This is a genomic window from Agathobaculum sp. Marseille-P7918, from assembly GCF_964248325.1.
Lineage (GTDB): Bacteria > Bacillota > Clostridia > Oscillospirales > Butyricicoccaceae > Agathobaculum.
The window spans coordinates 86,019-106,428 of the sequence record NZ_CAXTXI010000011.1; the positions used below are offsets into that span (position 1 = coordinate 86,019).

Below are 20,410 nucleotides of genomic sequence, written 5' to 3' on the forward strand. Positions count from 1 at the left end.
GTTTATTTAATCGCGCCACTCTTTCTGAAGTGCTTTACAATCAGTTTGTTGCTAATCATGCAGCCAAGGATGGCCAGAATAACAGTAACAGCCAGGCTCAAAATAACATACTTCGGATCGGTGTAATACTGGGTCTGAACCTGAACCTGCTGCTCACTGACGCCAGTGGCAAGAAATGCGTCTTTGAAAAACCAGATTTCTGACATACCGTGTGCAGCGCGAACCAATGCTGTAATTACCCACGAAATAGATACACGCTTAATGTCATGGTAAGCATCCTTTCCGCACATGGAAAGCTCTGCGATGATACCGCCGCCCAAAAACCACGGGATCATAAACGGCCCCATCATCAATCCGGCGATAATCGCCCACATGATATTGTAGACAAGAGCGGGGCCATGCTTGCCGACTTTCATGCACATGTAAACATAGAACGGTGCGAGGATAAGAGCCGCACCAGCGGCGTTAAAAATCATGGAATAGAACAGAGAAGCGCCAGTCAGTGTCGAATAGACCATAAATACAACGAACATGACCGCACAGAAGATACCGATGATTGCCGCGTCTTTGACAGTGAACTTGTTACCTGTCGATTTTTCATTTTCCATTTGGAAATCCTCCTTTGTCTTGCAGAAAGTTAGCAGTACCTAACCCACTATTCAAAAAATAGGCCAGCTTCAAGCGGGCTTTCTGCTTTTATCTGACAAAGGATATTTTAATACAGCTCAGATTTCTTCGCCACTCCATACGGACCCGCTTCTATCCAAACGGACACTCTTTCTGAGCTCCGTTGGAGAGCTGCCATACGCTTCTTTGAAAGCAGAAGTGAATTTATTCGGATTTTCATATCCGATTTTGCCTGCAATCTCCGTTACTGACAACTCTGTTTCCAGCAACAATTTTTTGGCGACTTGAAGCCGATAGGTACGAAGATAAGAATAGACAGAGGTTCCATAGACACCTCGAAAGCACTTTTTCAATGCTGTTGTAGAAATCTCGAATTTCTGGGAAAGCTGTTCAATCGTATGATGTGCTGTCAAGTCCTCCGTAATATAGGATGCTACTGCTTTAATCAATGAGACCTGATTTTGATTGAAATAATCCGTCTGTAAAACCTCTTCTGCCGTATTGAGATCGCTTAAAAACAGAAGCAGCTCCAGTATTTTGACTTTCATGTATCCTGGTTTTCTTTTTTCCCGGACATGATAGAGTTCCGAAAAAATATGTTCAATAGACGGATTGGCCCGCATGATGCAGCAACGGTTTCCTTCGCAAATATATTTTTGTATGTAATGCAAATCAATATTCAACAGTTCCATGATTTGCCGTACTTCCGGCAACAATTCATCCAGATTGATGATGATGGAAATACCGTGATAGTGGTTCAGCGGAAAACACGAATTTGACTTTTTCTTCATCATGGAGCTGATCGACAAATCGCCTTCCGCCATATAGCAGCAGCTATTTTCACCAAAGCTGCACTCGAAACGTCCAATCAGGCAGTGGTTAATCTCTATCATATTTTTCGCAGTGGCCTGGTTTTGGTTACAATAGCCTATGTGCATATCGTTGTAGTAAAGTTCAATACCCGGAAAAACCTGATAAACAGTGATCAGCCCATATCCTGTTTCATTCGACAGCCGGAAAATTTTGCAATCCTGCCGCAGTTCATCTTCTTCAGGAGAGCCGTATAGCTTTGTTCCTTCAAATTCATCTGGCAATTCAGACCGTGATAATATTTCAATCGCACCAGAGAGTGCTTGTTTTTCATAGGTCAGCACTATCCATTCCTCCCTTCAGTTCGCCATAACTAACTGCTATTAAGTATATGTGATAATTTCTTCTGTGTCAAATTTTGATAAAGGCCCATGACGTTAAAGATTTTTAGATGGAAATAGCCAAAATCTCTGTTTCAAATTGTAGTATTAGTAGAGGGAGAATACGAGGGTAGGGTTACGATAGCAAGCACAGCCAGCGAGTACCCACTGGCGGATTTTCGGTTTAGGGGGACCCCTGCCCCTAAACACAAAAATTGCTTGCTGGGATAGTCCCAGACCCTTATAAGAAACGGAGGCGAAATGGCATGGCAAATCGAAAACGAAATATCCAGATGAAGTTCTGGGTGACAGAGGAGGAAAAGCGGCTCATCGACGAGAAGATGAGCCAGCTCCCCACAAAGCGATATGGCGCCTACCTGCGGAAGATGGCGATTGACGGGTATATCATCCAGGTGGACACCACCGACATCAGGGAGATGACCAAGGCCCTGGGCTCCATCGGCCGGAACATCAACCAGATTGCCAAGAGGGTGAACGCCGGCGGCCCCGCTTATCAGGCCGATATGGAGGAGATACGGGAGAGATTGGAGCAGATATGGCAGTTACAAAGACGCATCCTATTAAGTCAACGCTGAAAGCGGCCATCGACTATATCTGCAATCCAGACAAGACGGATGGGAAGCTGCTGGTGTCCTCCTTCGGCTGCACCGCGGAAACCGCCGACATTGAATTTGCATGGACCCGCCGCCATGCTATCGACAAGGGCACGAACCTGGGCCGCCACCTCATCCAGGCGTTTGAGCCTGGGGAGGTCACGCCGGAGGAAGCCCACCGGATCGGCATGGAGCTGGCGCGGGAGGTTCTGGGCGGAAAGTATGAGTTTGTCCTCACCACCCACATAGACAGGGATCATGTCCATAATCACCTGATTTTCAATGCGGTCAGTTTCCAGGACCACCGGCACTACCACTCCAATAAGCGGAGCTATCACTTCATCCGCCGTACCAGCGACCGGATCTGCAAGGAGCATGGCCTGTCCGTCATCGTCCCAGGCCGGGACAAGGGCAAGAGCTACATCGAACACCAGGCAGAACAGAACGGCACCAGCTACAAGGCGAAGCTGCGCTCCGCCATCGACCGGCTGCTGCCCGGCTGCTCCGACCTGGAGGACCTGCTCCGCCGCCTCCAGCGGGAAGGGTACGAACTGAAACGGGGCAAGTACATCTCCGCCAGGGCTCCGGACCAGGAGCGGTTCACCCGATTGAAAACCCTGGGCGCCGACTATGCCGAGGAGGCCCTGGCCGCTCAGATCGCCGGCAGGCCCGGCCCCTCCCGCCAGCCGAAACAGCGCACCGGGAAGCCCAGCCTGCTCATCGACATCCAGAACAACATCAAAGCTCAGCAGAGCGCCGGCTACAAGCATTGGGCGACCATCGAGAACTTGAAGCGGGCGGCGGAAACGCTGAACTTCCTGACGGAGCATGGCATCGGAAGTTTGGAGGAGCTGTCCGAGCGGTGCGACGGGGCGGCGGCCGCCACCGCCAGGGTGAAGGCGGACCTCCGGGCGACGGAGAAGGAAATGGAGCGGCTGACCCTCACCATGAAGCACGCCGCCACCTACCGCCAGCTCCGGCCCCTGTATGAGGAATACCGCCAGTCCAGGGACAAGGAGAAATTCCTCCGGGGGCATGAGGGCGAGATCATCCTGTTCGAGGCGGCGGCAAGGGAGCTGAAACGCCTGGACGCCGTACCCCTGCCCGCCGCCAAGCGGCTCCGGGCCGAGATAGACGAGCTCACCGCCAGAAGAACCGCTCTGCAATCGGAGTATAAGAAAGCCCAGCGAGAGGAGCGGGAGTACGACACCCTCAACCAAAACGTCCGTATCTTACTGGAACGGTCAGAGGATGTTGTACTCCCGAAGGAACGATCGAATGAACTTGAATAGACGGAATTAACCCAGCCGCCACTGAGCGTTCTCGCTCTGGAGCTCCACCATGCGGCGGTAGAGGCCGCCCTGCTCCATCAGTTCCGCCGGGGTGCCCTGCTGGGCCACATGGCCGTTTTCCAGCACCACGATGTGGTCGGCTCCTGCCACGGTGCGCATCCGGTGGGCGATGACCAGCACTGTCTTGCCCTGAAGCAGACGGGAGAGGGCGGTCTGGACGGCGCTTTCGTTCTCCACGTCCAGGCTGGCGGTGGCCTCATCCAGCAGCACCACCGGCGCGTCCTTCAACAGGGCCCGGGCGATGGAGATCCGCTGCCGCTCCCCGCCGGAGAGGGTGGAACCGTTCTCCCCGATCACCGTCTGATAGCCCTGGGGCAGCTTGCGGATGAACTCGTCGCACTGGGCGGCCTTGGCGGCTTCCAGCACCTCCTCATCGGTGGCGCCCCGGCGGCCCAGGCGGATATTCTCCATCACCGTGTCCCGAAACAGCACCACGTCCTGGAACACCATGGAGTAGGAGCGCAGGAGGGCCTCCGGGTCCACCGTGGACACGTCCGTCCCGCCCAGGGACACCTTCCCGCCGGTGACATCCCAAAACCGGGCGGCCAGCTTGCAGGCGGTAGACTTCCCGCCGCCGGAGGGTCCGATAAGGGCGGTGACTTCCCCCTGGCGGGCGGTGAAGCTCACATCCTCCAGCACCCCTGCACCCTCCCGGTAGGCAAAGGAGACATGGTCAAAGGTGATGTCGTAGCGGTTGGGGCAGAAATCCTCCGTTCCCGTCTGAACCGGCTGCTCCAGAATGGAGCGCATCCGTTCAATCTGCAGCTTGGTGTTGAAGGTAGCGGCGATATTCTGGAGCACCACCCCCAGGGGATCATACAGCCGGGCGGCAGCAAAGAGGAAGCCCAGGAAATAGAGGAAGGGGAGCTCCCCGGCCAGTAGCAGCGCCCCGCCGGTGAGCACCGTGGTGGCAAGCCCCAGCCGCAGGAAGGCCTGGGCGGAGCAGACGAACACGCCGGTGGCCAGCTCGGAGCGGATGGAGCTGCCCTCCATGGCGGCCAGCTTTGCCTCCAGGCCGTCAAGGTACCGCTCCTGCCGGTGGCAGGCCTTGATGTCCCGGATGGTCTCCAGCCCCTCCTGGATGCAGTCGGCCACCGCCCGCTTGTTCAGGATATTTTTCGTTCCGAAGGCGTCCTGGATCTTCTTACTTCCCGCTGTCAGCGCCACCGCCACGGGCACCACCCACAGCACAGCCAGGGCCATGCGCCAGTCACAGGCGAACATGCACACCCCGATCACCAGTGTGGAACCGACGGAGGCGAACAGCTGGGGCACATAGTGGGAGAACATCTGGTCCAGGCTGGAGCAGTCGGCAATCATGGTGGAGGTCAGGTCGCTGAGATCCCGGTTGCCGAAGAAGGACAGGGGCAGCCTGCGCAGGGTCTCCGCCAGGCTCACCCGGCGGTTGGCGCTCTCCCGGTAGGTGGCGATGTAGAGGGAGGCGTACTGAAACCAGTGGAGGACGAACAGCAGGATCAGCACCACCAGGGCAAAGCCCACATAGATCCAGAACCCGTCCATGGGACTGCCGCCGCCCTCCAGGCAACCCAGAAGATGCTGAACCGTGAACAGTACCGCCCCCACGGGGAACATGAGGGCCAGATTGCACACAAAGCACCAAATCACGGCCTTCACCAGGTCTCTGGCACCCTTCTCGCTGAGGGCGAAGATATGTTGTAATTTCTTTATCATACCGCTGCCTCCTTTCCAACCTTCCACTTTGCGCTACGCTGATAGTCCGCCCACATGGCGGCGTAGACACCGTTTCTTTCCAGCAGGGCGCTGTGGCTGCCCTGCTCCGCAATCTTTCCCTCGCTGAGGACGATGATGTTGTCCGCGTTCTGCACCGTGGACAGCCGGTGGGCGATCATCAGCACTGTTTTATTCCGGGTCAGCGTCTCAAAGGCCTTTTGGATCTGATGCTCATTCTCCGGGTCGGCAAAGGCGGTGGCCTCGTCCAGTACCACGATGGGGGCGTCCTTCAAAATGGCCCGGGCCAGGGCGATGCGTTGCTGCTCCCCGCCGGAGAGATAGACGCCCTTTGCGCCCACCACCGTGTCCAGCCCCTGGGGCAGTTTTTCCAGGATGTCATCGCACTGGGCGGCATGTGCGGCGGCAAGCACCTCCTCCCGGGATGCATCCGGCCGGGCAGCCCGGATATTCTCCAGCAAGCTCTCTTTGAACAGCCGGGTATCCTGGAACACAAAGGCCACCTGCCCCATGAGAGCGGTGCTGTCCAGTTCCCGCACGTCCGCGCCACCCACGGTGACGTTGCCGCTGTCCACATCCCAGAACCGGGGAATCAGGCTGGCGGCGGTGGTCTTTCCCCCGCCGGATGGACCCACCAAAGCCACCACCTGGCCGGGCTGGACGGAAAAGCTCACATCCTCCAGCGCGGGCCGGTCGGCGCCGGGGTAGGTGAAGGTCACGTGTGCAAAGACCACGGCGTCGCCAGCCGGCTTCTTTTGTACCTTCGATTCCTCCATGGGCTTCTGGCTCAGGATCTCGTCCAGGCGTCCGATGGCCTCGTCGGCCTCCATCACCGCCTCGCTCATATACATGATGCGGTTGATCATCTGACCGCAGGCAGGGGCGAACAGGGCGTAGAAGATCAGGTTCACCAGCGCGGTACGCACATCCCCGCCGGAGGCGATGAGCAGCGCCGCCGGGATCAGCAGGGCGAAGGCCCCGTTGATGAAGGTAAGGAAACAGGTCTGGCCCGTCCGGCAGCTCATGGCGTACTGACTGGCCAAGTCGCTGTAATCCTGGATGGCGGCGTAGAAAGCCTTGAAGGAGTAGACCGTCTGCTGGAACATCTTTACCACCGGGATGCCCCGGACATACTCTACCGCCTCGCCGCTCATGCGCTCGATCTCCTGTTGATAGCGGTGGAAAAAGCCGGCGTTCTTGCCGCCCATCATCATGCACATGGAGAGCAGCGCCAGTACCATGGTGAGCAGACACAGCAGACCCATCCGCCAGTCAAAGAGGAACAGTACCACGATGGCGGCGATAGGCGTCACTGCCGTGGCGGCCAGGTCGGGGAGCTTGTGGGCAAGCAGGTCCTCGGTGAGCCCGGCGTTGTCGTCAATGAGCTTGCGCAGCCGCCCCGACTGGTTCCCGGCAAAAAAGCCCAGGGGGAGTTTCAGCACATGGGTCATGGCGGCGCGCCGGATGTTCCGGGCGGTGCGGAAGGCCGCGATATGGGTGGACATGAGGGCGGCAAAGTACAGCAGGATGCTGCCAACGGCAGTCCACACTGCCATCCAGCCCCAGAGTCCCAGGTTCCCGGCCCCGTCCAGGCCGGGCCAAGTGGACAACACGCTTCTGGCCACCAGCCAGACACACAGATACGGCGCCAGCCCCAGCACCGCCGACAGGGCGGACAGGATACAGCCCAGGATCGTCAGGTTCTTGTGCCCGCCCGCATAGCCCAAGATGCGGGTCAGGCTGCTTGGTTTCTTTTGCTTCAAAGTGATCCCTCCTTGTTAAAATAGTTAGTCAAAGCTAACCTATATTCAAAAAAGATAGGGGTTAAGCCCCCATCAATTTCAGCCATCCGGCGGTATAGAAATCGCGGAGTTGATCCACGTCCCGCAGCGCCTGCTCCCGGGGCATATCGTGGATCACGATCTCAAAAATGCCACTCATCATCCCGCTGGCGATGATGTGACACAGAGACTGGCTCAGTTCCGGAATGTCCCGGCCCAGACGGCGGAGCACCTCCATGTATTGGAGGGTGTACTCTACCTCCACCTCCACCATGCTGTGGAGGAAGTGCTCATAGCTGGTACCCTCTGCGCGGGTGAGGAGCAGCTTCACCGGCTCCCGGTGCTGGCAGATGTAGTCCACCATCCAGTGGACGCAGTTGCTGGATTCCTCCCCCATGTGATCTGGCTGCTGCTCCTCAGGCAGTTCGGCAAAGGAGGTCTGGGCCTCCATGAACCGCCCCATCAAAGCGGCCGCGTGCGGCTCCACGATGGAGGCAAAGAGCGCCTCCTTGCTGGAGAAGTAGCCGTAGAAGGCCCCGGTGGTTACCCCGGCGTTCTTTACGATCTGCCGCAGAGAAGCCCCTTGAAAGCCCTTGTCCAGAAATTCGGCCATGGCTGCCTCTTGGATTTTTTTCAGCGTGACATTAGACTTTTCTTCCATAGGCGCTCTCCTTATAACAGTGTTATATAACACCGTTATAATACGACGAAAGCGGCAGTTTGTCAAGTGGAATACGAAAAAAGCCCGGCGCATACGCGCCGGACTCTGTCAGGAAACTTAATCTTGCTTTTTCTGGGGCAGGGCAGTCATACTGTGGAGGCTTACGCCAAGAGTAGACAGGTTGTGGAGCATGGCGGAGGTGGTTGGAGGCAGAATGCCCGTCACGCCAAGACCGATGAGCGCCCCGTTGAACCCGATGACAAAGCGGTAGTTATTCCGGATGCGGCGCATCAGGGCCATGGCCAGCTGCCGCAGGCGCACCAGCTCCCACAGGCTGTCGGCGGCAATGGTGATGTCGGCGATCTCCCTGGCGATGGCCGCCCCGTCGCTGATGGCGATGCCGGCATCCGCCTCGGAGAGGGCCGGAGAGTCGTTGATGCCGTCTCCCACCATAAGGACAGTATGCCCTTCCTTCCGCAAAGCGGCCACATACTCCGCCTTGTCCGCTGGCAGCACCCCGGCCCGAAAGGCATCCACCCCGAGCTGTTCCGCGATGGCAGCGGCGGTGCGGGGGCTGTCCCCGGTGAGCATGACGGCATTCCGCACACCCAAGACTCGCAGGGCGGAGAGCACCTCCCGTGCCTCCTCCCGCAGAGGATCGGAGATGCAGATCACGGCGGAGAGCACCCCATTGATGGCAAGATAGAGCTGGGAATACTCTGGGGGCAGCGCGTCGAACTTGGCCCGCTCCTCCTCCGGGATCACGCACTTCTCATCCTCGAAGATGAAGTGGGCGCTGCCGATGCGCACCTGCTCCCCATCCACTGAACTGGCAATGCCGTGGGCCACCAGGTACTCCACCTTGGCGTGGCGCTCCTCGTGGTGCAAGCCCCGGCGTTTGGCCTCCTCCACTACGGCGTTGGCCATGGAGTGGGGGAAGTGCTCCTCCAAACAGGCGGCCAGACGGAGCATTTCATTCTCTATTTTTCCGTTGAAGGTAAAAATCTTTGCCACCCGGGGGCAGGCGTGGGTGAGGGTGCCGGTCTTGTCAAAGACGATGGTATCCGCTTTCGCCACCGCCTCCAGGAATTTTCCGCCCTTGACGGTGATGTGCTCCCGTCCCGCTTCTCGCATGGCGGAGAGCACCGCCAGGGGCATGGCCAGCTTTAGGGCGCAGGAGAAGTCCACCATAAGTACCGACAAGGCCCGGGTCACGTTCCGGGTGAAGGCAAGGCTCACCAGGCTGCCGGCAAAGGTATAGGGCACCAGTTTGTCCGCCAAGTTGGACGCTTTGGCTTCGGCGGCAGACTTCATCTGCTCAGACCGCTGGATCATCTCCACAATCTGGTCATAGCGGCTCTGGCCGGTGGCCTGCTTCACCTCCAGGACACACTCTCCCTCCTCCACTACGGTGCCGGCGTACACCGCGCCGCCGGGCCGCTTGACCACGGGGACGGATTCGCCGGTGAGGGATGCCTGGTTGACGGTGATCTCCCCCTCCGCCACCACGCCGTCCAGGGGGATGACGCCCCCGGCTCGGACGAGGACCCGGTCGCCGGGCTTTACCTGGCCGATGGGGACCAGCACCTCCCCGGCCTCTGTTTTCAGCCACACCCGGTCCACGTGGAGGGACAGGCTCTCCGCCAGGTCCGCCACAGATTTCTTCCGAGTCCAATCCTCCAGCAGTTCACCGATCTCCAACAAAAACATGACAGTGCCGGCAGTACCGAAGTCCCTGCGGCAGACGGAGATCCCGATGGACAACGCATCCAGCGTCTCCACCTTGATCTGACGATGTCCCAGGCAGCGCAGACCTCTGTGCAGAAAGGGGATCATGTGCCAGACAATCCGGGCGATCCGCAGCGGGGCGGGCAAAAACAGGGTAGTGGCTGCTTTCACCGCCACCTTGCCCACCAGTTTCTCCTGGAACTCTCGGTTCAGAGTCCGGGTGCTGTGGCCGGGCAGGGTGACGGATGACTCCGCCCCGGCCCAAGTGAACGCACCGAGGGCGGAGAGGACGGCTTCCCGGTCTCCCGTATAGGTTACGATGACGCAGCAGGTGCGCTCATGGACCACGGCCTCCCGGGTCCAGGGCTGTCCCTTCAGCCAGGTTTCCAGCAGATCCGCCTGGCGAATGGATATATTTTTTTGGCGGAGCCGCAGACGCATCCGCCCCCGGCTCTCATGTACGATGGTTGCTTGCATACTAAATCTCTCCTCATGGAAAAAAGGGAGCCGTTTTCCGGCTCCCTTCCGCAATTTTCAGGCTTCCTGATCCTCCACCTGGGTCTCAGCTTCCTTGGCGGCTCGGGTCTCGTTGATGTCCTTTGCAGAGGCCAGGATGTCGGCGGCGTTCTCCTGCACACAGGTCACAGTTTCCATCACGCTATCCTTCATCCGCAGGCCGGCGGCGGTAATGTGAGTATAAGCTTTCTTGGCGTCTTTGCTGGTGAGCAGCTTCACGCCGACGGAGCCGAACAGAGTGCCGCCCACGAAGCAGGCCAGTCTGACATAGTGTTTCATCATGGAAATCTTTCCTTTCTGCTTTATTTGTGTTTGTAGCCCGTAATCATCACCATGACCATGCAAATCACGGCGCCCCAGGCCCAGAAGCGATGTTGTTTCATTGAAATCTCCTCCTGTCCGGAAACAAGCTTTTTTATGTATCTGAGTATTATAAAGGATAAACAATGCTGTGTCTCACCGAATCAGACGATGTTATGCCGGTTCAGACATTTTTCGATACATGGTTGGCGACATGCCATACTGCCGCCGGAAGGCGGCGGAAAACTGGCTGGCGCTGCTGTATCCCACTGACTGGGCTACACCCAGCACGCTAAGAGAGGAGTCCCGCAGCAACTCCGCCGCACGCTCCATCCTCCGCTGCTGCAGCCAGGTGTGGACCGGCAGTCCGTACAGGCGACGGAACCCCTCCTTGAATGTAGTTGCAGAGAGGCAGGCACGGCGGCTCAAAGTTGATATGGAGAGGGGTTCGTCCAGATTCTCCTCCATATATCGGCGGGTTTCTGCCAAGGTCCGGATCATCTCCTGATCCAGCACCGGGGCCATTTCCGCCGCTGGTTCCCCCTGGGCAGATAGCAGATACAACAGTTCCACCGACTTCCACACGCACCAGCGTGCCCGCTCGCTCTGGGGCAAACGATCCAGGTCAGCGAAGGCCGCCTGGCTCCAGCGAGAGGGCCCCTCCACAGCGCAGCCGCCCCGGCTGACCATCCACCGCCGTACTTGATCCGTGTTCAAAGTCAAACCGCCCAGCAGGTCACAAATGGCTTTTAGACTCGCCCGGGCACCCCGAGCGTCCACCGCCACCAGCACACCCTTTAAGCCGGTCTCCACTCTGGTATCGGTCAGATCAGAGATGTCGGTGAGGAGAAGCACCTGCCGGGTACCTAACCTCAGAGCCGAACCATCCCGCCGGGTCAGAGTCACCATCCCGGCCAGGCAGAACAATACCTCAAAGTGCAGAGGTTCCAACCGGAGGGGCAGAGGGAATGACCTCTCGCACAGGGAGAACAGGCAGGCTCGCGCACCAGGCATCACTTGTGTCCATTCCCCCTGTTTTGACAAAAATTCTGCCAGCATCCTCTTGCCTCCTCTCGATTGATCTGTGTCTCAGATACTTATCGGCCAAACAGCCCTTTCTTGTGCCAGGATTCCCTCCGAATCTCTCCCACATCATAGCCAGTGGCGGAAATAGCCGCCCGTAAAGTCTCTTGATCCAGTTCCATTTCCGTGATTACCACAGTCTCTTTTTTACTCCGAGATGAAGTGACCTTCTTCACCGGAAATGCTTTCCGCACCGCATCGTTCACATGGCTCTCGCACATACCGCACATCATGCCGTCTACTTGGATTGTGTATTTCCACATCTTCTGTCCCTCCATTCTTCTTAAAGTACGTTTCGCTGGTTCCAGCATATACGGTACACTTCATCAGAAGCATCCCAATAGTTGAATAGTAAGTCAAATGCTGTGCTCAGCCGCACCATTTGTCGCTTTTTATGAGATGCCACTCGGTTCTTCGTTTTCCAAAAGGCTGCTGTTTTCCCGCATCGCCAGAACGCAGAGCCAATGCTTTTTTGCATTCCGATTTATGATGATCTCAGAAAAACCTGCCTCGGTGAGAAAACGGGCAAGTTGGTCTCCATCGAAGATCCTCATCCCATCAATGACAGAAAGCCACTTGCTGGCGTGGGGATCTTCTCCGTCCGACTCATTGACGATCAGAAAGATGCCGCCCGGCCGCAGAGTGCGGTACACCTCCCGGAAGCTCTCCGTAGGACCAGGCCAGAAATATACCGTTTCAAATGCGGTCACCAAATCAAATGCACCATCCTCGAAGGGAAGGCAAGACACATCTCCCTGTATGATACGGCAGCGGCTGGCTTGCAGCCCCTTGCGGTTAACACTCTTGGCCTTTTCCACAGATATTTCTGAATAGTCTAAGGCGGTGACAGTCGCAGCAGGATATTTTCGTAAAAGGGCTCGGATATTCCGCCCACCACCGCAGCCCAACTCCGCAATCTCGGTGGGACCTGTTTCGGGCAAATGGCTAAGGCCCCAATCCGCGAGGGCAGCATGGGCATGATTCATGCTGCCCACCATGCACCTGCCCAGCAATCCTTTCGGCTTGCGGGTATTGTTGAAAAAAGCCTTTAATATTCCCATAACCGCCTCCGTGATTCGAAATTGAGGTTAGCATAAACTAACCATAATGCATTATAAATCTTTTTTTGCAGAAAAGCAATATACAAGTATGCTATCATGCTATTTTCCGCTGTGGGAAATGTGGAAAACGGCCGCTCCGCCGATGGAAAACAGATATTCACGGCCCGATGGAAAAGCCGCCGGCTTTCCCACAGCCCGCAAACACCGTTTCCCACAGCTCCGCAGACATGGCCGTTTACGCACATTCCCACAGCGCCTGCTGCTGCGAACATCCTTCCTGTCCGATCCTGATTGAAAGAGAAAAAAGAGAACAAAAAAAGAAGTGGGAGCGTTACCCTCGGTCCAAACCGAAGGCGGCGCTCCCGCTCTGTTATGGAAAAGTGTTCAAAACAGCCTCTCTGCACCCTTTAAATTGAAGGGGCAGACCCACATGGGAAATCATAAGGGCGGCTCCCGGAAAAGCCGCCACAGGCGATTTTTCAGCCCATTTTCAACCCCTATCCCCACACTTTTTCGAGCGTGCGGACTGGTAATGGGGACAGGCGATAAGAACCGCCCGGAAACTCTGCTTGCAGGGATGGATACAGCCCTTGCAGATCTTATTGTACCTGCGGCGGCCGTTCTCCCCCAGGAAGAAGGACCACTCCAGCCGCCACTTCTTGCTCCGGCTCATAGGTCATGCTCCGGGGGCTTCTTCTGCTGAACCTTGTCCGGGGGCTTGCGTTCGCCGCACTCCCGTTTGGCCTCCGCCAGCCGCTCCCGGATGGAGGGCTTCTTCTCCGGCGTGGTCCTGTGCGCCTCACCCTGAGCCTTCTCCAGCTCCTCACCCTTGCGACCGTTGTTCAGCACCCCGTCGATCATCCCATAGTCGTCCTCCAGGGTCATCTCGGCGGTGCGGAGAGGGTTCTCCGGCTCCACCGGCAGGGCGATGATCTGCCCGTTCAGGCTGATGAACTGCTCCGGCTGCTTGAAATGTTCCGTGTACTTCTGCACCTGCTCCGGGGTCAGGGAGGTGAAGGACTCCTCACCCAGCCCTACCACCAGGAAGGTGCCGGCCATGATGTCGTAAATCTCCCCATGCTCATCCCGCAGGCCCCGGTTCAGTTCCAGGCCGATCAGCTTGCCCTCATCGTTGCAGACCAGCCCCACGGGGTCGGAGAAGGGATAGGAGGCGGCAATATCGCCGCCCACCTCTGCCTGTAGCGAATGGAGACCGGGGTCGATCTCCTTCACATAGGGCTCCTTCATGGGCTCCACCACCAAAACTGTCATTTTCTCCGGGGCGGCGTGCTCCTGGGCCTCCTCGTTGCGGATGGCGAAGGCGCGGGAACCGTTGCCCATGATGAGATACTTCCCATCGTCAGACTGATGATGCAGACCGTACCCGGCCGCCTCCATCTGCTCCCGGCTCATATCCGTCACATAGAAGGTACCCCTAGGGGTCCGTACCGTTTCGCCGGTCTCCAGGTCATCCGGGGAGGGCGCCGGGGCCTGCTCGGACAGCTCCGCCTCATACTCCCGGCCCGCCTGCTCCGCAAAGGCCAGCATCTCGTCCACATGGGACTTGTCCGGGTTCTGGATAGCCTCCCGGATCACCGCAGGGTCTACATCGAGAAATTCCTCATAGCCGGTGGCGTCTTTGAACTTCTCGATCTCGGAAGGCAGATAGTCCTCCTGGGTCTGCCTCAGGGCGGCCAGCTTCTCATCCAGGGCGGAAATGTGCCCGGCCATCAGGTTTTCATAGATTTCTTCTTTTGCTGCGTGCTCCTCCGGGTGCTCGGCGGCGTACTGCGGGTCGTGCTGGCGGAAGAACTCGTCCATATCGTAGGCAATGTCCATCGCCCACTCGGATTTTTCTTCCTCGGTCAGCTCCTCCGCATCCTGGAAAGTCATCACCCGGTATTCTTCCGGGATACTGTCCCGGTCCCCATCGTACACCTCGTCAAAGTGGCTCCCGGTATCCCGCACATACCCCAGGTCAGTGAACTCGCCGCCCTCCTCCAGGGCGATGTCCCGGCCGTAGACCTCATAGTCGATGTAGTTCCGCAGATGTTCCGGCACCTGCATGGCGTCCAACTCCTCGATGTAATACCGGCCCAGGTCGTCGTAGTCATGGATGTCGGGGTAAATGTCGTAGCAGTCCAGGTTCTCGGTCAGGTTGATGATCTCCTGCAGGCTGCCCGAATGGTCGCCGATCTCCATAGCCGCCTGGAACTGTTCGTACTCGCCCTGGCTCATCTCGTCCAGCTTGGAGGCCAGGTAGTTGAGCTCGTCCAGGTTCTCATACTCGCCCAGTTTGTCATAGAGGCCGTCCACATAGCAGTCATAGTCGGTGATGAACCACTCCTCATAGGGCTGGCCGAAGTCGTCCTTCTGCCCAATGCCGATCCGTTCAAACACCTTCTGCATCTCCTCCGGCGTGGTGGGGAACTTCACCCATTCGCCCACCAGGTCGCCCTCGTTGTACTTGCCCAGGTTGGTGATGAAGGCGGCAAAGGGATAATCCTTGTCATATTCATAATGGGGCATATACGCACCTCCTCCTTACAGCTCCGGCTCAGACTTCCCCTTGTGGGGCGCCTGGGCCTTATTCTTGTTCCTGCACTCCTGTTTGCTCTGTTCCAGCCGCTCCTTGATGGAGGGCTTGCGGTCCGCCTGCTTCGCCTGGGGGCGGTCGTGCTGCCATGGGTCGTCCGTGGGGAACAGATACCCCCGGCTGGTGAAGCACCCCCGGTCCTCCTCCAGGGCGCGCCGGCCGAAGGGGGCGGGGTCAATGGCGGCCCGCAGGTCATCCGTCAGGTCGATGGTCAGTTTCTCGTCCAGATACTCCCATCCCAGATCCTCCAGGGTCTGGACATGGGGCTCCAGTACAAAGCAGTCTACATTTTTCTCAAATTCCAGGAACTGCTCCGCCGTGGTCAGCCGGAACGGGGACTCCTGCACAGCGGCCAGCAGGTCCCGGTCCTCCGGGGAGAGGGTGGCAACAGCTTTCGTCACCGCCGCCAGCTCCTCCCGGCTCATATTCTGTTCCGCGCCGCCCAGGGAAATATCCGATTTACTTTTTGCCATTCACGCCCTCCTTCCGTTTGGGGAACTCCAGCTTGAAGCGGACATACTTCTCGCCGGTATCGTCCAGCACCACCACCGCGTCATAAGCGGCACCCTTCTTTTCAGACCACATTCCCTTGACGGAGGTGCGGCCCTTTTTCAGCAGGTCGCCGGCCATCTTTTTTGTCAACTCCTTTTTACGGGAGGTCCAGAAACGGTCGTCCTTCCACAACACAAACTGGCAGGAGCGGTCGGAGCAGTAAAAATTCTTCTTTCCCTCGTAGACCGGCTTGCCGCAGCGGGGGCAGAGGCCCACGGCCTCCCGCTCCGGGGCGAACAGCTTTTGTCCCTCCTCGGAGATATGGGAATAGGTTTTCACCAGCTCCCGCGCCATGTCAGAGATCCCCGCCATGAAAGCGGCGGGGTCGCCCTCGCCCCTGGCGATGGCGGTCAGCTTCTGCTCCCACTCCGCCGTGAGCATGGGAGAGGTCAAAGTATCCGGCAGGACGGTGACCAGATTGATCCCAGCCTTGGTGGGGATGAGGCTTTTGCCTTTGCGCTCCACAAAACCGGCTGCCACCAGCTTTTCCAGGATCGCCGCCCTGGTGGCCGGGGTGCCCAGACCCTTGCGCTCGGCGTCCTCCGGCATCTCCTCTTTCCCGGCGGTCTCCATCGCCGCCAGGAGGGTGTCCTCCGTGTAGGCCTTGGGCGGGGCGGTGAAGTGTTCGGTGACAGAGGCATCCACCTGGTCAAAGGTCTGGCCTTCGGTAAAATCCGGCAGGGCGGCGGGCTCCGCCTCGTCCTCCGGCTGCTCCTTCAGGGAAGCGCGGAAAATGTGGTCGATCTCACGCCAGCCCTCGGAGAGGATGCGCCGCCCCTTGGCGGTGAAGGTCTGCCCGCCGCAGGTAAAGGTTGCCGTCACCGCCTCGTACACATAGGGCTCCGCAACCGCGCACAGCAGCTCCCGGCACACCAGCAGAAGGATATTGCGCTCGCCCACGGGCAGTTCGGATAGACTGGCCTTCTCCAGCTCCAGGGTAGGGATGATGGCGTGGTGGTCGGACACCTTCTTGTCATTCACCAGCAAAGTCACATCCGGGAAGAACTCCTTGCATCCATCAAAGGACGGCACCCTCGCCGCCAGGTGGAGGACCGCCGAAGCGGACTCCGCCATGTCGGCGGTCAGATACCGGCTGTCCGTCCGGGGATAGGTCAGTAGCTTCTTCTCATAGAGGGCTTGGGCGTAGTCCAGGGTCTGCTTGGCCGTGTAGCCGAACAGCCGGTTTGCCTCCCGCTGCAAGGAGGTCAAGTCATACAGCTTGGGCGGGTTCTCCTTCTTCTGCTCACGGGTGACGGTGGTACAGGTCACCGCCGCCCCCGTACAGGCCGCCCGCAGGGCCTCCGCCTCCTCCGGGGCGGCGATCTTCTCCGACACCGCCTCGGCCCCGTCCAGGGCCAGGCGCACATGGTGGTATTTCTCCTTCTTGAAGCTGCTGATCTTCCAGTCCCGATCCACCAGCATGGCAAGGGTGGGCGTCTGCACCCGCCCCACATTCAGGGTGCGATGGTAGAGAACGGAGAACAGCCGGGTGGCGTTGATGCCGATGAGCCAGTCCGCCTTTTGGCGGCAGAGAGCAGACTGATACAGCGGGTCATACTCCGCACCGGGGCGCAGGTTCTGGAAGCCCTCCCGGATCGCCGCGTCCTCCATCGAGGAGATCCACAGGCGGGAGAAGGGCTTCCGGCAGCCCGCCATCTCATAGACCAGCCGGAAGATGAGCTCGCCCTCCCGCCCGGCGTCGCAGGCGTTGACCAGCTCGGTGACATCCTCCCGGTCCATAAGGCGTTTCAGGTTCTGGAAGGCGTCCTCCTTGCCCTTCGCCAGCACATAGCGGAAGGGCTCCGGCAGGATGGGAAGGTCGTCATACTTCCACTTTTTGTAGCCGGGGTCGTACCCGGCCGCGTCCATCGGGGACACCAAATGCCCCACGCACCAGGAAACGATGAGCCCATTCCCTTCAAAACAGCCATCGACCCTGGATGTGACACCCAGGGCCGACGCGACGGCTTTTGCAACACTTGGTTTCTCACAGATCACCAGCTTCATTTCGTTTCCTCCGTTTCTTCTTCCTGTTCAGGCTCATCCTCGTTGATGTACTCCTCCTCATCCGCAAAATCGTAGTCATCCGGGTCTGCGCTGGCCTTGGACGCCTGCTTGGGACGGATGAACTTGATGTAGGCGAAGGCTCCGCCGCCGCCCAGCACCACCAGCGCCAGGACCAGCGCCAGGGCGCCCATGCCCCCGGACTTCTCCTCCTCCGGCTCCGGTTCGGGTTCCGGCTCCGGCTCCGCGCCGGCGCACTCGGCCATATTCACCGCGCACACCTCGCAGGAGGTGTTCACCGCCCCGGTCTGGCATTTCTCCGTACAGGTGCAGCCCGCCGGCGCCTCCTGGGCCTCGCCGTCCTCCATCAGGGAAAGAAGGTCAGCCTCGTCCACCTGGTTCAGGAAGTGGACGGTCTGCGCCCCCTCGTCGTCCCGGTCGATGATGAGATAGAACACATTTCCGCCCTTTGTCTCCACCGTGATGAACTGCTTGCCGGAGGACGCCCCGCCCAGGTCGTCAATGAGGGACAGGTTCCCGTCCGGGGTCAGGGCTGCCCCGCCGCCCCCGGAGAGGCCGGAGGCGAACAGCTCCATCAGGGCGGAGAGGTCCGTCCCGTCCATGGAGAGGGAGAAGCTGCCCGTGTCCGTGATGGTCAGGTAGTCGGAATGGACATAGCCCTCCCGCTCCGGCAGAAGCACCTTCACCCATTCGCCCTCGGTGCCGATGACCTCCACCTGCGCCCCATCGGGAAGCTGGGTGAAGGCGTTGTTGTCCAGCCCCGCGCCGGTGCGGACATTCAGGTTGCCGCCGCAGGTGGTCACGGTGCCGGTCTGCTGGGTTTCCCATTTCTCCGTGTCAGGGGTGAACAGGATACCGTCCTCGGTGACGGTCACAGTCCCCAGGCCGCCCAGCAGCTCGGTGATCTGGTCCAGGGCGTCCCCGTCATCCTCCGTGTTATTGTCCGCATTATCATCGCCGACGGGATCTTCCTCATCGGTGACCGTAACCTCCGGGGCTTCGGCGTCCTCCGCAGGGTCCGCCTCCGTCCCGGCCGTTTCGGTGTAGTAGGGTTCGCCCTCCCCGCCGCCGGCGAAGGCGGGGACAGCAAAGGCCGTGGCACAGAGCGCCACGGCCAGGGCCGCCGTAAACAGGCGGATGATCTTCTTATTCTTCATACCCGGTATCCTCCATTTCATTCTCGCCGGGGTCCGCCGCGGCCTCCGCCTCCATCATGCCCTCCGGCAGGGTGATGAGGCCGCTGGCGTAGGCCTTTAGGAAGGCCGTCAGCTCCCGGTTGTCCATCTTCACCGCCTTGACCATGCGGACGATCTCCAGGTTCTCCTCCTCGGTGAGCTGCGCCTCCAGGGTGCGGAGGCGCTTCTGCTGCTCGGAGATCTTCTCCCTGGTCTTTTCAATATCACGGCGGATCTTCTCAACAGTTGCCATGTGTGCAAAACTCCTTTCCAAATCGTTCTTTCCATGAATAGCTACGGCCCAGGCCCTGGACCGTTTTCAAATTGGGGCGGGCGTTGTCCTCCAGGGCAATGGCCCTTCGGAACAGGTCCGGGTGGTGATCCCGCAGACAGATGATCTCCTCCGCCCGCATACTGGGACAGAAGAAGCAGGAGGACTTGCCCGGCTGGGGCAGGCCCGCATCTTCAATGGCCTGCATACACGCTGCCCGGTCCCATCCCCATTCCATCAGGGGATACCACTTGCTGTATTTGGGGTCGGCCAGGTCGCCCAGCAGTACCTTGTCGCTGCGGTAGCCCTCGCCTGCGTCGTAGCCGATAAATTTCACCACCCGCTTGCCCGCCGCCCATGCCTTTTGGCAGGGCAAATAGTGATTGCAGAACTTTTCCTGTGGCCCGATCTTGTGTTTCAGGGAACACCGCTTGAAGCCGTAGGCGATGGAGGGCAGGGTGCCGCTCTGCAAACACTCCTGCTCCAGGGTCAGCCGCTTGCCGTCCCGCGTGGTCTTGTAGACTCTGGTGATGGGCGGCATCCCGTGGTCCTTCAGCCATCGGTCCATGACGTCCAGGTAGGCATAGGTGTGGGGATGCTCCGCCCCGGTATCCGCAAAGAGGATCAGGTCCACCGGGATACGGTGCTGGTGCAGGCCGATCAAAAGGGCGGTGCTGTTGACACCGCCCCCGTAGGAAACCATATTGATATGTGCTTCACCTCCCATTCCATTCTTTTTCATATCGGTATTTCATTTGTGCGGGATACAGAGGTTTGGAAGGACGGCGTTTTCCGGTCCACATCTTGCCTCCGGCCAGGCCGGCGCATTTCCAGCCTGCCGCCCGGAGACTTACGCCATTCTCCGTATCCAAAATGTAAGTGATGATTTTTCGGTATCCTATGGTCCTGGCTGCCCGCGCCGCTGCGCCGTAGAGGAAACTGCAAGCATTTTGCGTCCCATCCGTACACAGCCGGTTTACTTCGAGGGTCAGCCCGTCATCCAAATACCGGCTGACAGGCCGCCCCACGATAGCGACGCCCACAAGTTGCTCATCCACCATACAGCCCAGAGAGAACTTGTGCCCCCGCACCGGCTTATGGTGGCGGTGGTGCTCAGCGACAAAGGCATTGGCCTCGGCCAAGGATACCGGCCGTAATGTGAGCATGG

General features: G+C 58.8%; 18 protein-coding genes and 2 pseudogenes. 2 read left to right on the forward strand and 18 right to left on the reverse strand.

The annotated features are described in order from the left end of the window. Positions 1–2 precede the first annotated feature (2 nt). Complete coding sequence (locus tag ACESSO_RS13720; protein WP_072851193.1) at positions 3–608, reverse strand: MptD family putative ECF transporter S component; 606 nt, start codon at positions 606–608, stop codon at positions 3–5. A gap of 117 nt (positions 609–725) precedes the next feature. Next, positions 726–1,781, reverse strand: coding sequence for an AraC family transcriptional regulator (locus ACESSO_RS13725; protein WP_242946752.1), 1,056 nt, complete (start codon positions 1,779–1,781; stop codon positions 726–728). 302 nt (positions 1,782–2,083) lie between these two features. Between ACESSO_RS13725 and mobC the strand changes: the two genes are divergently transcribed. Together mobC and ACESSO_RS13735 are read left to right on the forward strand one after the other, a co-directional pair. Next, entirely contained in the window at positions 2,084–2,413 is a 330-nt protein-coding gene (gene mobC, locus ACESSO_RS13730) for a plasmid mobilization relaxosome protein MobC (protein WP_003510872.1), read from the forward strand. Then, positions 2,374–3,723 carry a relaxase/mobilization nuclease domain-containing protein gene (locus ACESSO_RS13735; protein ID WP_302537249.1) on the forward strand — a complete coding sequence of 450 codons (1,350 nt, stop codon included), beginning with the start codon at positions 2,374–2,376 and terminating at the stop codon, positions 3,721–3,723. The genes mobC and ACESSO_RS13735 overlap by 40 nt, the downstream gene beginning before the upstream one ends. Before the next feature lie 6 nt (positions 3,724–3,729). Here the strand turns inward: ACESSO_RS13735 and ACESSO_RS13740 are convergent, their stop codons facing one another. The 16 genes and pseudogenes from ACESSO_RS13740 to ACESSO_RS13815 form a co-directional block, all read right to left on the reverse strand. After that, positions 3,730–5,475, reverse strand: a complete 1,746-nt coding sequence (locus ACESSO_RS13740; RefSeq protein WP_373166088.1) for an ABC transporter ATP-binding protein — start codon at positions 5,473–5,475, stop codon at positions 3,730–3,732. After that, entirely contained in the window at positions 5,472–7,256 is a 1,785-nt protein-coding gene (locus tag ACESSO_RS13745) for an ABC transporter ATP-binding protein (RefSeq protein WP_195303881.1), read from the reverse strand. The genes ACESSO_RS13740 and ACESSO_RS13745 overlap by 4 nt, the downstream gene beginning before the upstream one ends. A gap of 61 nt (positions 7,257–7,317) precedes the next feature. Continuing rightward, positions 7,318–7,935: a TetR/AcrR family transcriptional regulator gene (locus ACESSO_RS13750; protein ID WP_195303882.1), complete on the reverse strand. Its 618-nt coding sequence runs from the start codon at positions 7,933–7,935 to the stop codon at positions 7,318–7,320. Between the two features lie 117 nt (positions 7,936–8,052). Next, positions 8,053–10,140: a heavy metal translocating P-type ATPase gene (locus ACESSO_RS13755; RefSeq protein ID WP_373166090.1), complete on the reverse strand. Its 2,088-nt coding sequence runs from the start codon at positions 10,138–10,140 to the stop codon at positions 8,053–8,055. A 57-nt stretch (positions 10,141–10,197) separates the two neighbouring features. Next, a complete protein-coding gene (locus ACESSO_RS13760; protein ID WP_122789722.1) occupies positions 10,198–10,458 on the reverse strand; it encodes a DUF6110 family protein in 261 nt (86 codons plus the stop codon). Positions 10,459–10,653: 195 nt separating this feature from the next. Further along, positions 10,654–11,538 carry an AraC family transcriptional regulator gene (locus ACESSO_RS13765; RefSeq protein ID WP_055174668.1) on the reverse strand — a complete coding sequence of 295 codons (885 nt, stop codon included), beginning with the start codon at positions 11,536–11,538 and terminating at the stop codon, positions 10,654–10,656. Positions 11,539–11,576: 38 nt separating this feature from the next. Further along, positions 11,577–11,825: a heavy-metal-associated domain-containing protein gene (locus ACESSO_RS13770; RefSeq protein WP_122789211.1), complete on the reverse strand. Its 249-nt coding sequence runs from the start codon at positions 11,823–11,825 to the stop codon at positions 11,577–11,579. A 129-nt stretch (positions 11,826–11,954) separates the two neighbouring features. Continuing rightward, entirely contained in the window at positions 11,955–12,623 is a 669-nt protein-coding gene (locus tag ACESSO_RS13775; protein WP_195303884.1) for a class I SAM-dependent methyltransferase, read from the reverse strand. 669 nt (positions 12,624–13,292) lie between these two features. Next, the gene (locus ACESSO_RS13780; RefSeq protein WP_373166091.1) at positions 13,293–15,152 is read right to left on the reverse strand and encodes an antirestriction protein ArdA; all 1,860 of its coding nucleotides are present in this window, start codon (positions 15,150–15,152) and stop codon (positions 13,293–13,295) included. A gap of 15 nt (positions 15,153–15,167) precedes the next feature. Then, positions 15,168–15,692, reverse strand: coding sequence for a hypothetical protein (locus ACESSO_RS13785; RefSeq protein ID WP_373166092.1), 525 nt, complete (start codon positions 15,690–15,692; stop codon positions 15,168–15,170). Next, positions 15,679–17,778 carry a DNA topoisomerase 3 gene (locus ACESSO_RS13790; RefSeq protein WP_373166093.1) on the reverse strand — a complete coding sequence of 700 codons (2,100 nt, stop codon included), beginning with the start codon at positions 17,776–17,778 and terminating at the stop codon, positions 15,679–15,681. The genes ACESSO_RS13785 and ACESSO_RS13790 overlap by 14 nt, the downstream gene beginning before the upstream one ends. Next, positions 17,775–18,326, reverse strand: a pseudogene (locus ACESSO_RS13795) (DUF4366 domain-containing protein); the annotation flags it as partial. The gene ACESSO_RS13790 and the pseudogene ACESSO_RS13795, both read right to left, overlap by 4 nt. 114 nt (positions 18,327–18,440) lie before the next feature. After that, positions 18,441–18,974 (reverse strand): annotated as a pseudogene (locus tag ACESSO_RS13800) (SH3 domain-containing protein); the annotation flags it as partial. After that, positions 18,943–19,224 carry a DUF4315 family protein gene (locus ACESSO_RS13805; protein WP_373166094.1) on the reverse strand — a complete coding sequence of 94 codons (282 nt, stop codon included), beginning with the start codon at positions 19,222–19,224 and terminating at the stop codon, positions 18,943–18,945. The pseudogene ACESSO_RS13800 and the gene ACESSO_RS13805, both read right to left, overlap by 32 nt. Then, positions 19,211–19,951: a phosphoadenosine phosphosulfate reductase gene (locus ACESSO_RS13810; protein WP_373166099.1), complete on the reverse strand. Its 741-nt coding sequence runs from the start codon at positions 19,949–19,951 to the stop codon at positions 19,211–19,213. Before ACESSO_RS13810 ends, ACESSO_RS13805 begins: the two co-directional genes overlap by 14 nt. A 7-nt stretch (positions 19,952–19,958) precedes the next feature. Continuing rightward, positions 19,959–20,408, reverse strand: coding sequence for an XF1762 family protein (locus tag ACESSO_RS13815; protein ID WP_336307083.1), 450 nt, complete (start codon positions 20,406–20,408; stop codon positions 19,959–19,961). Between the last annotated feature and the right edge of the window lie 2 nt (positions 20,409–20,410).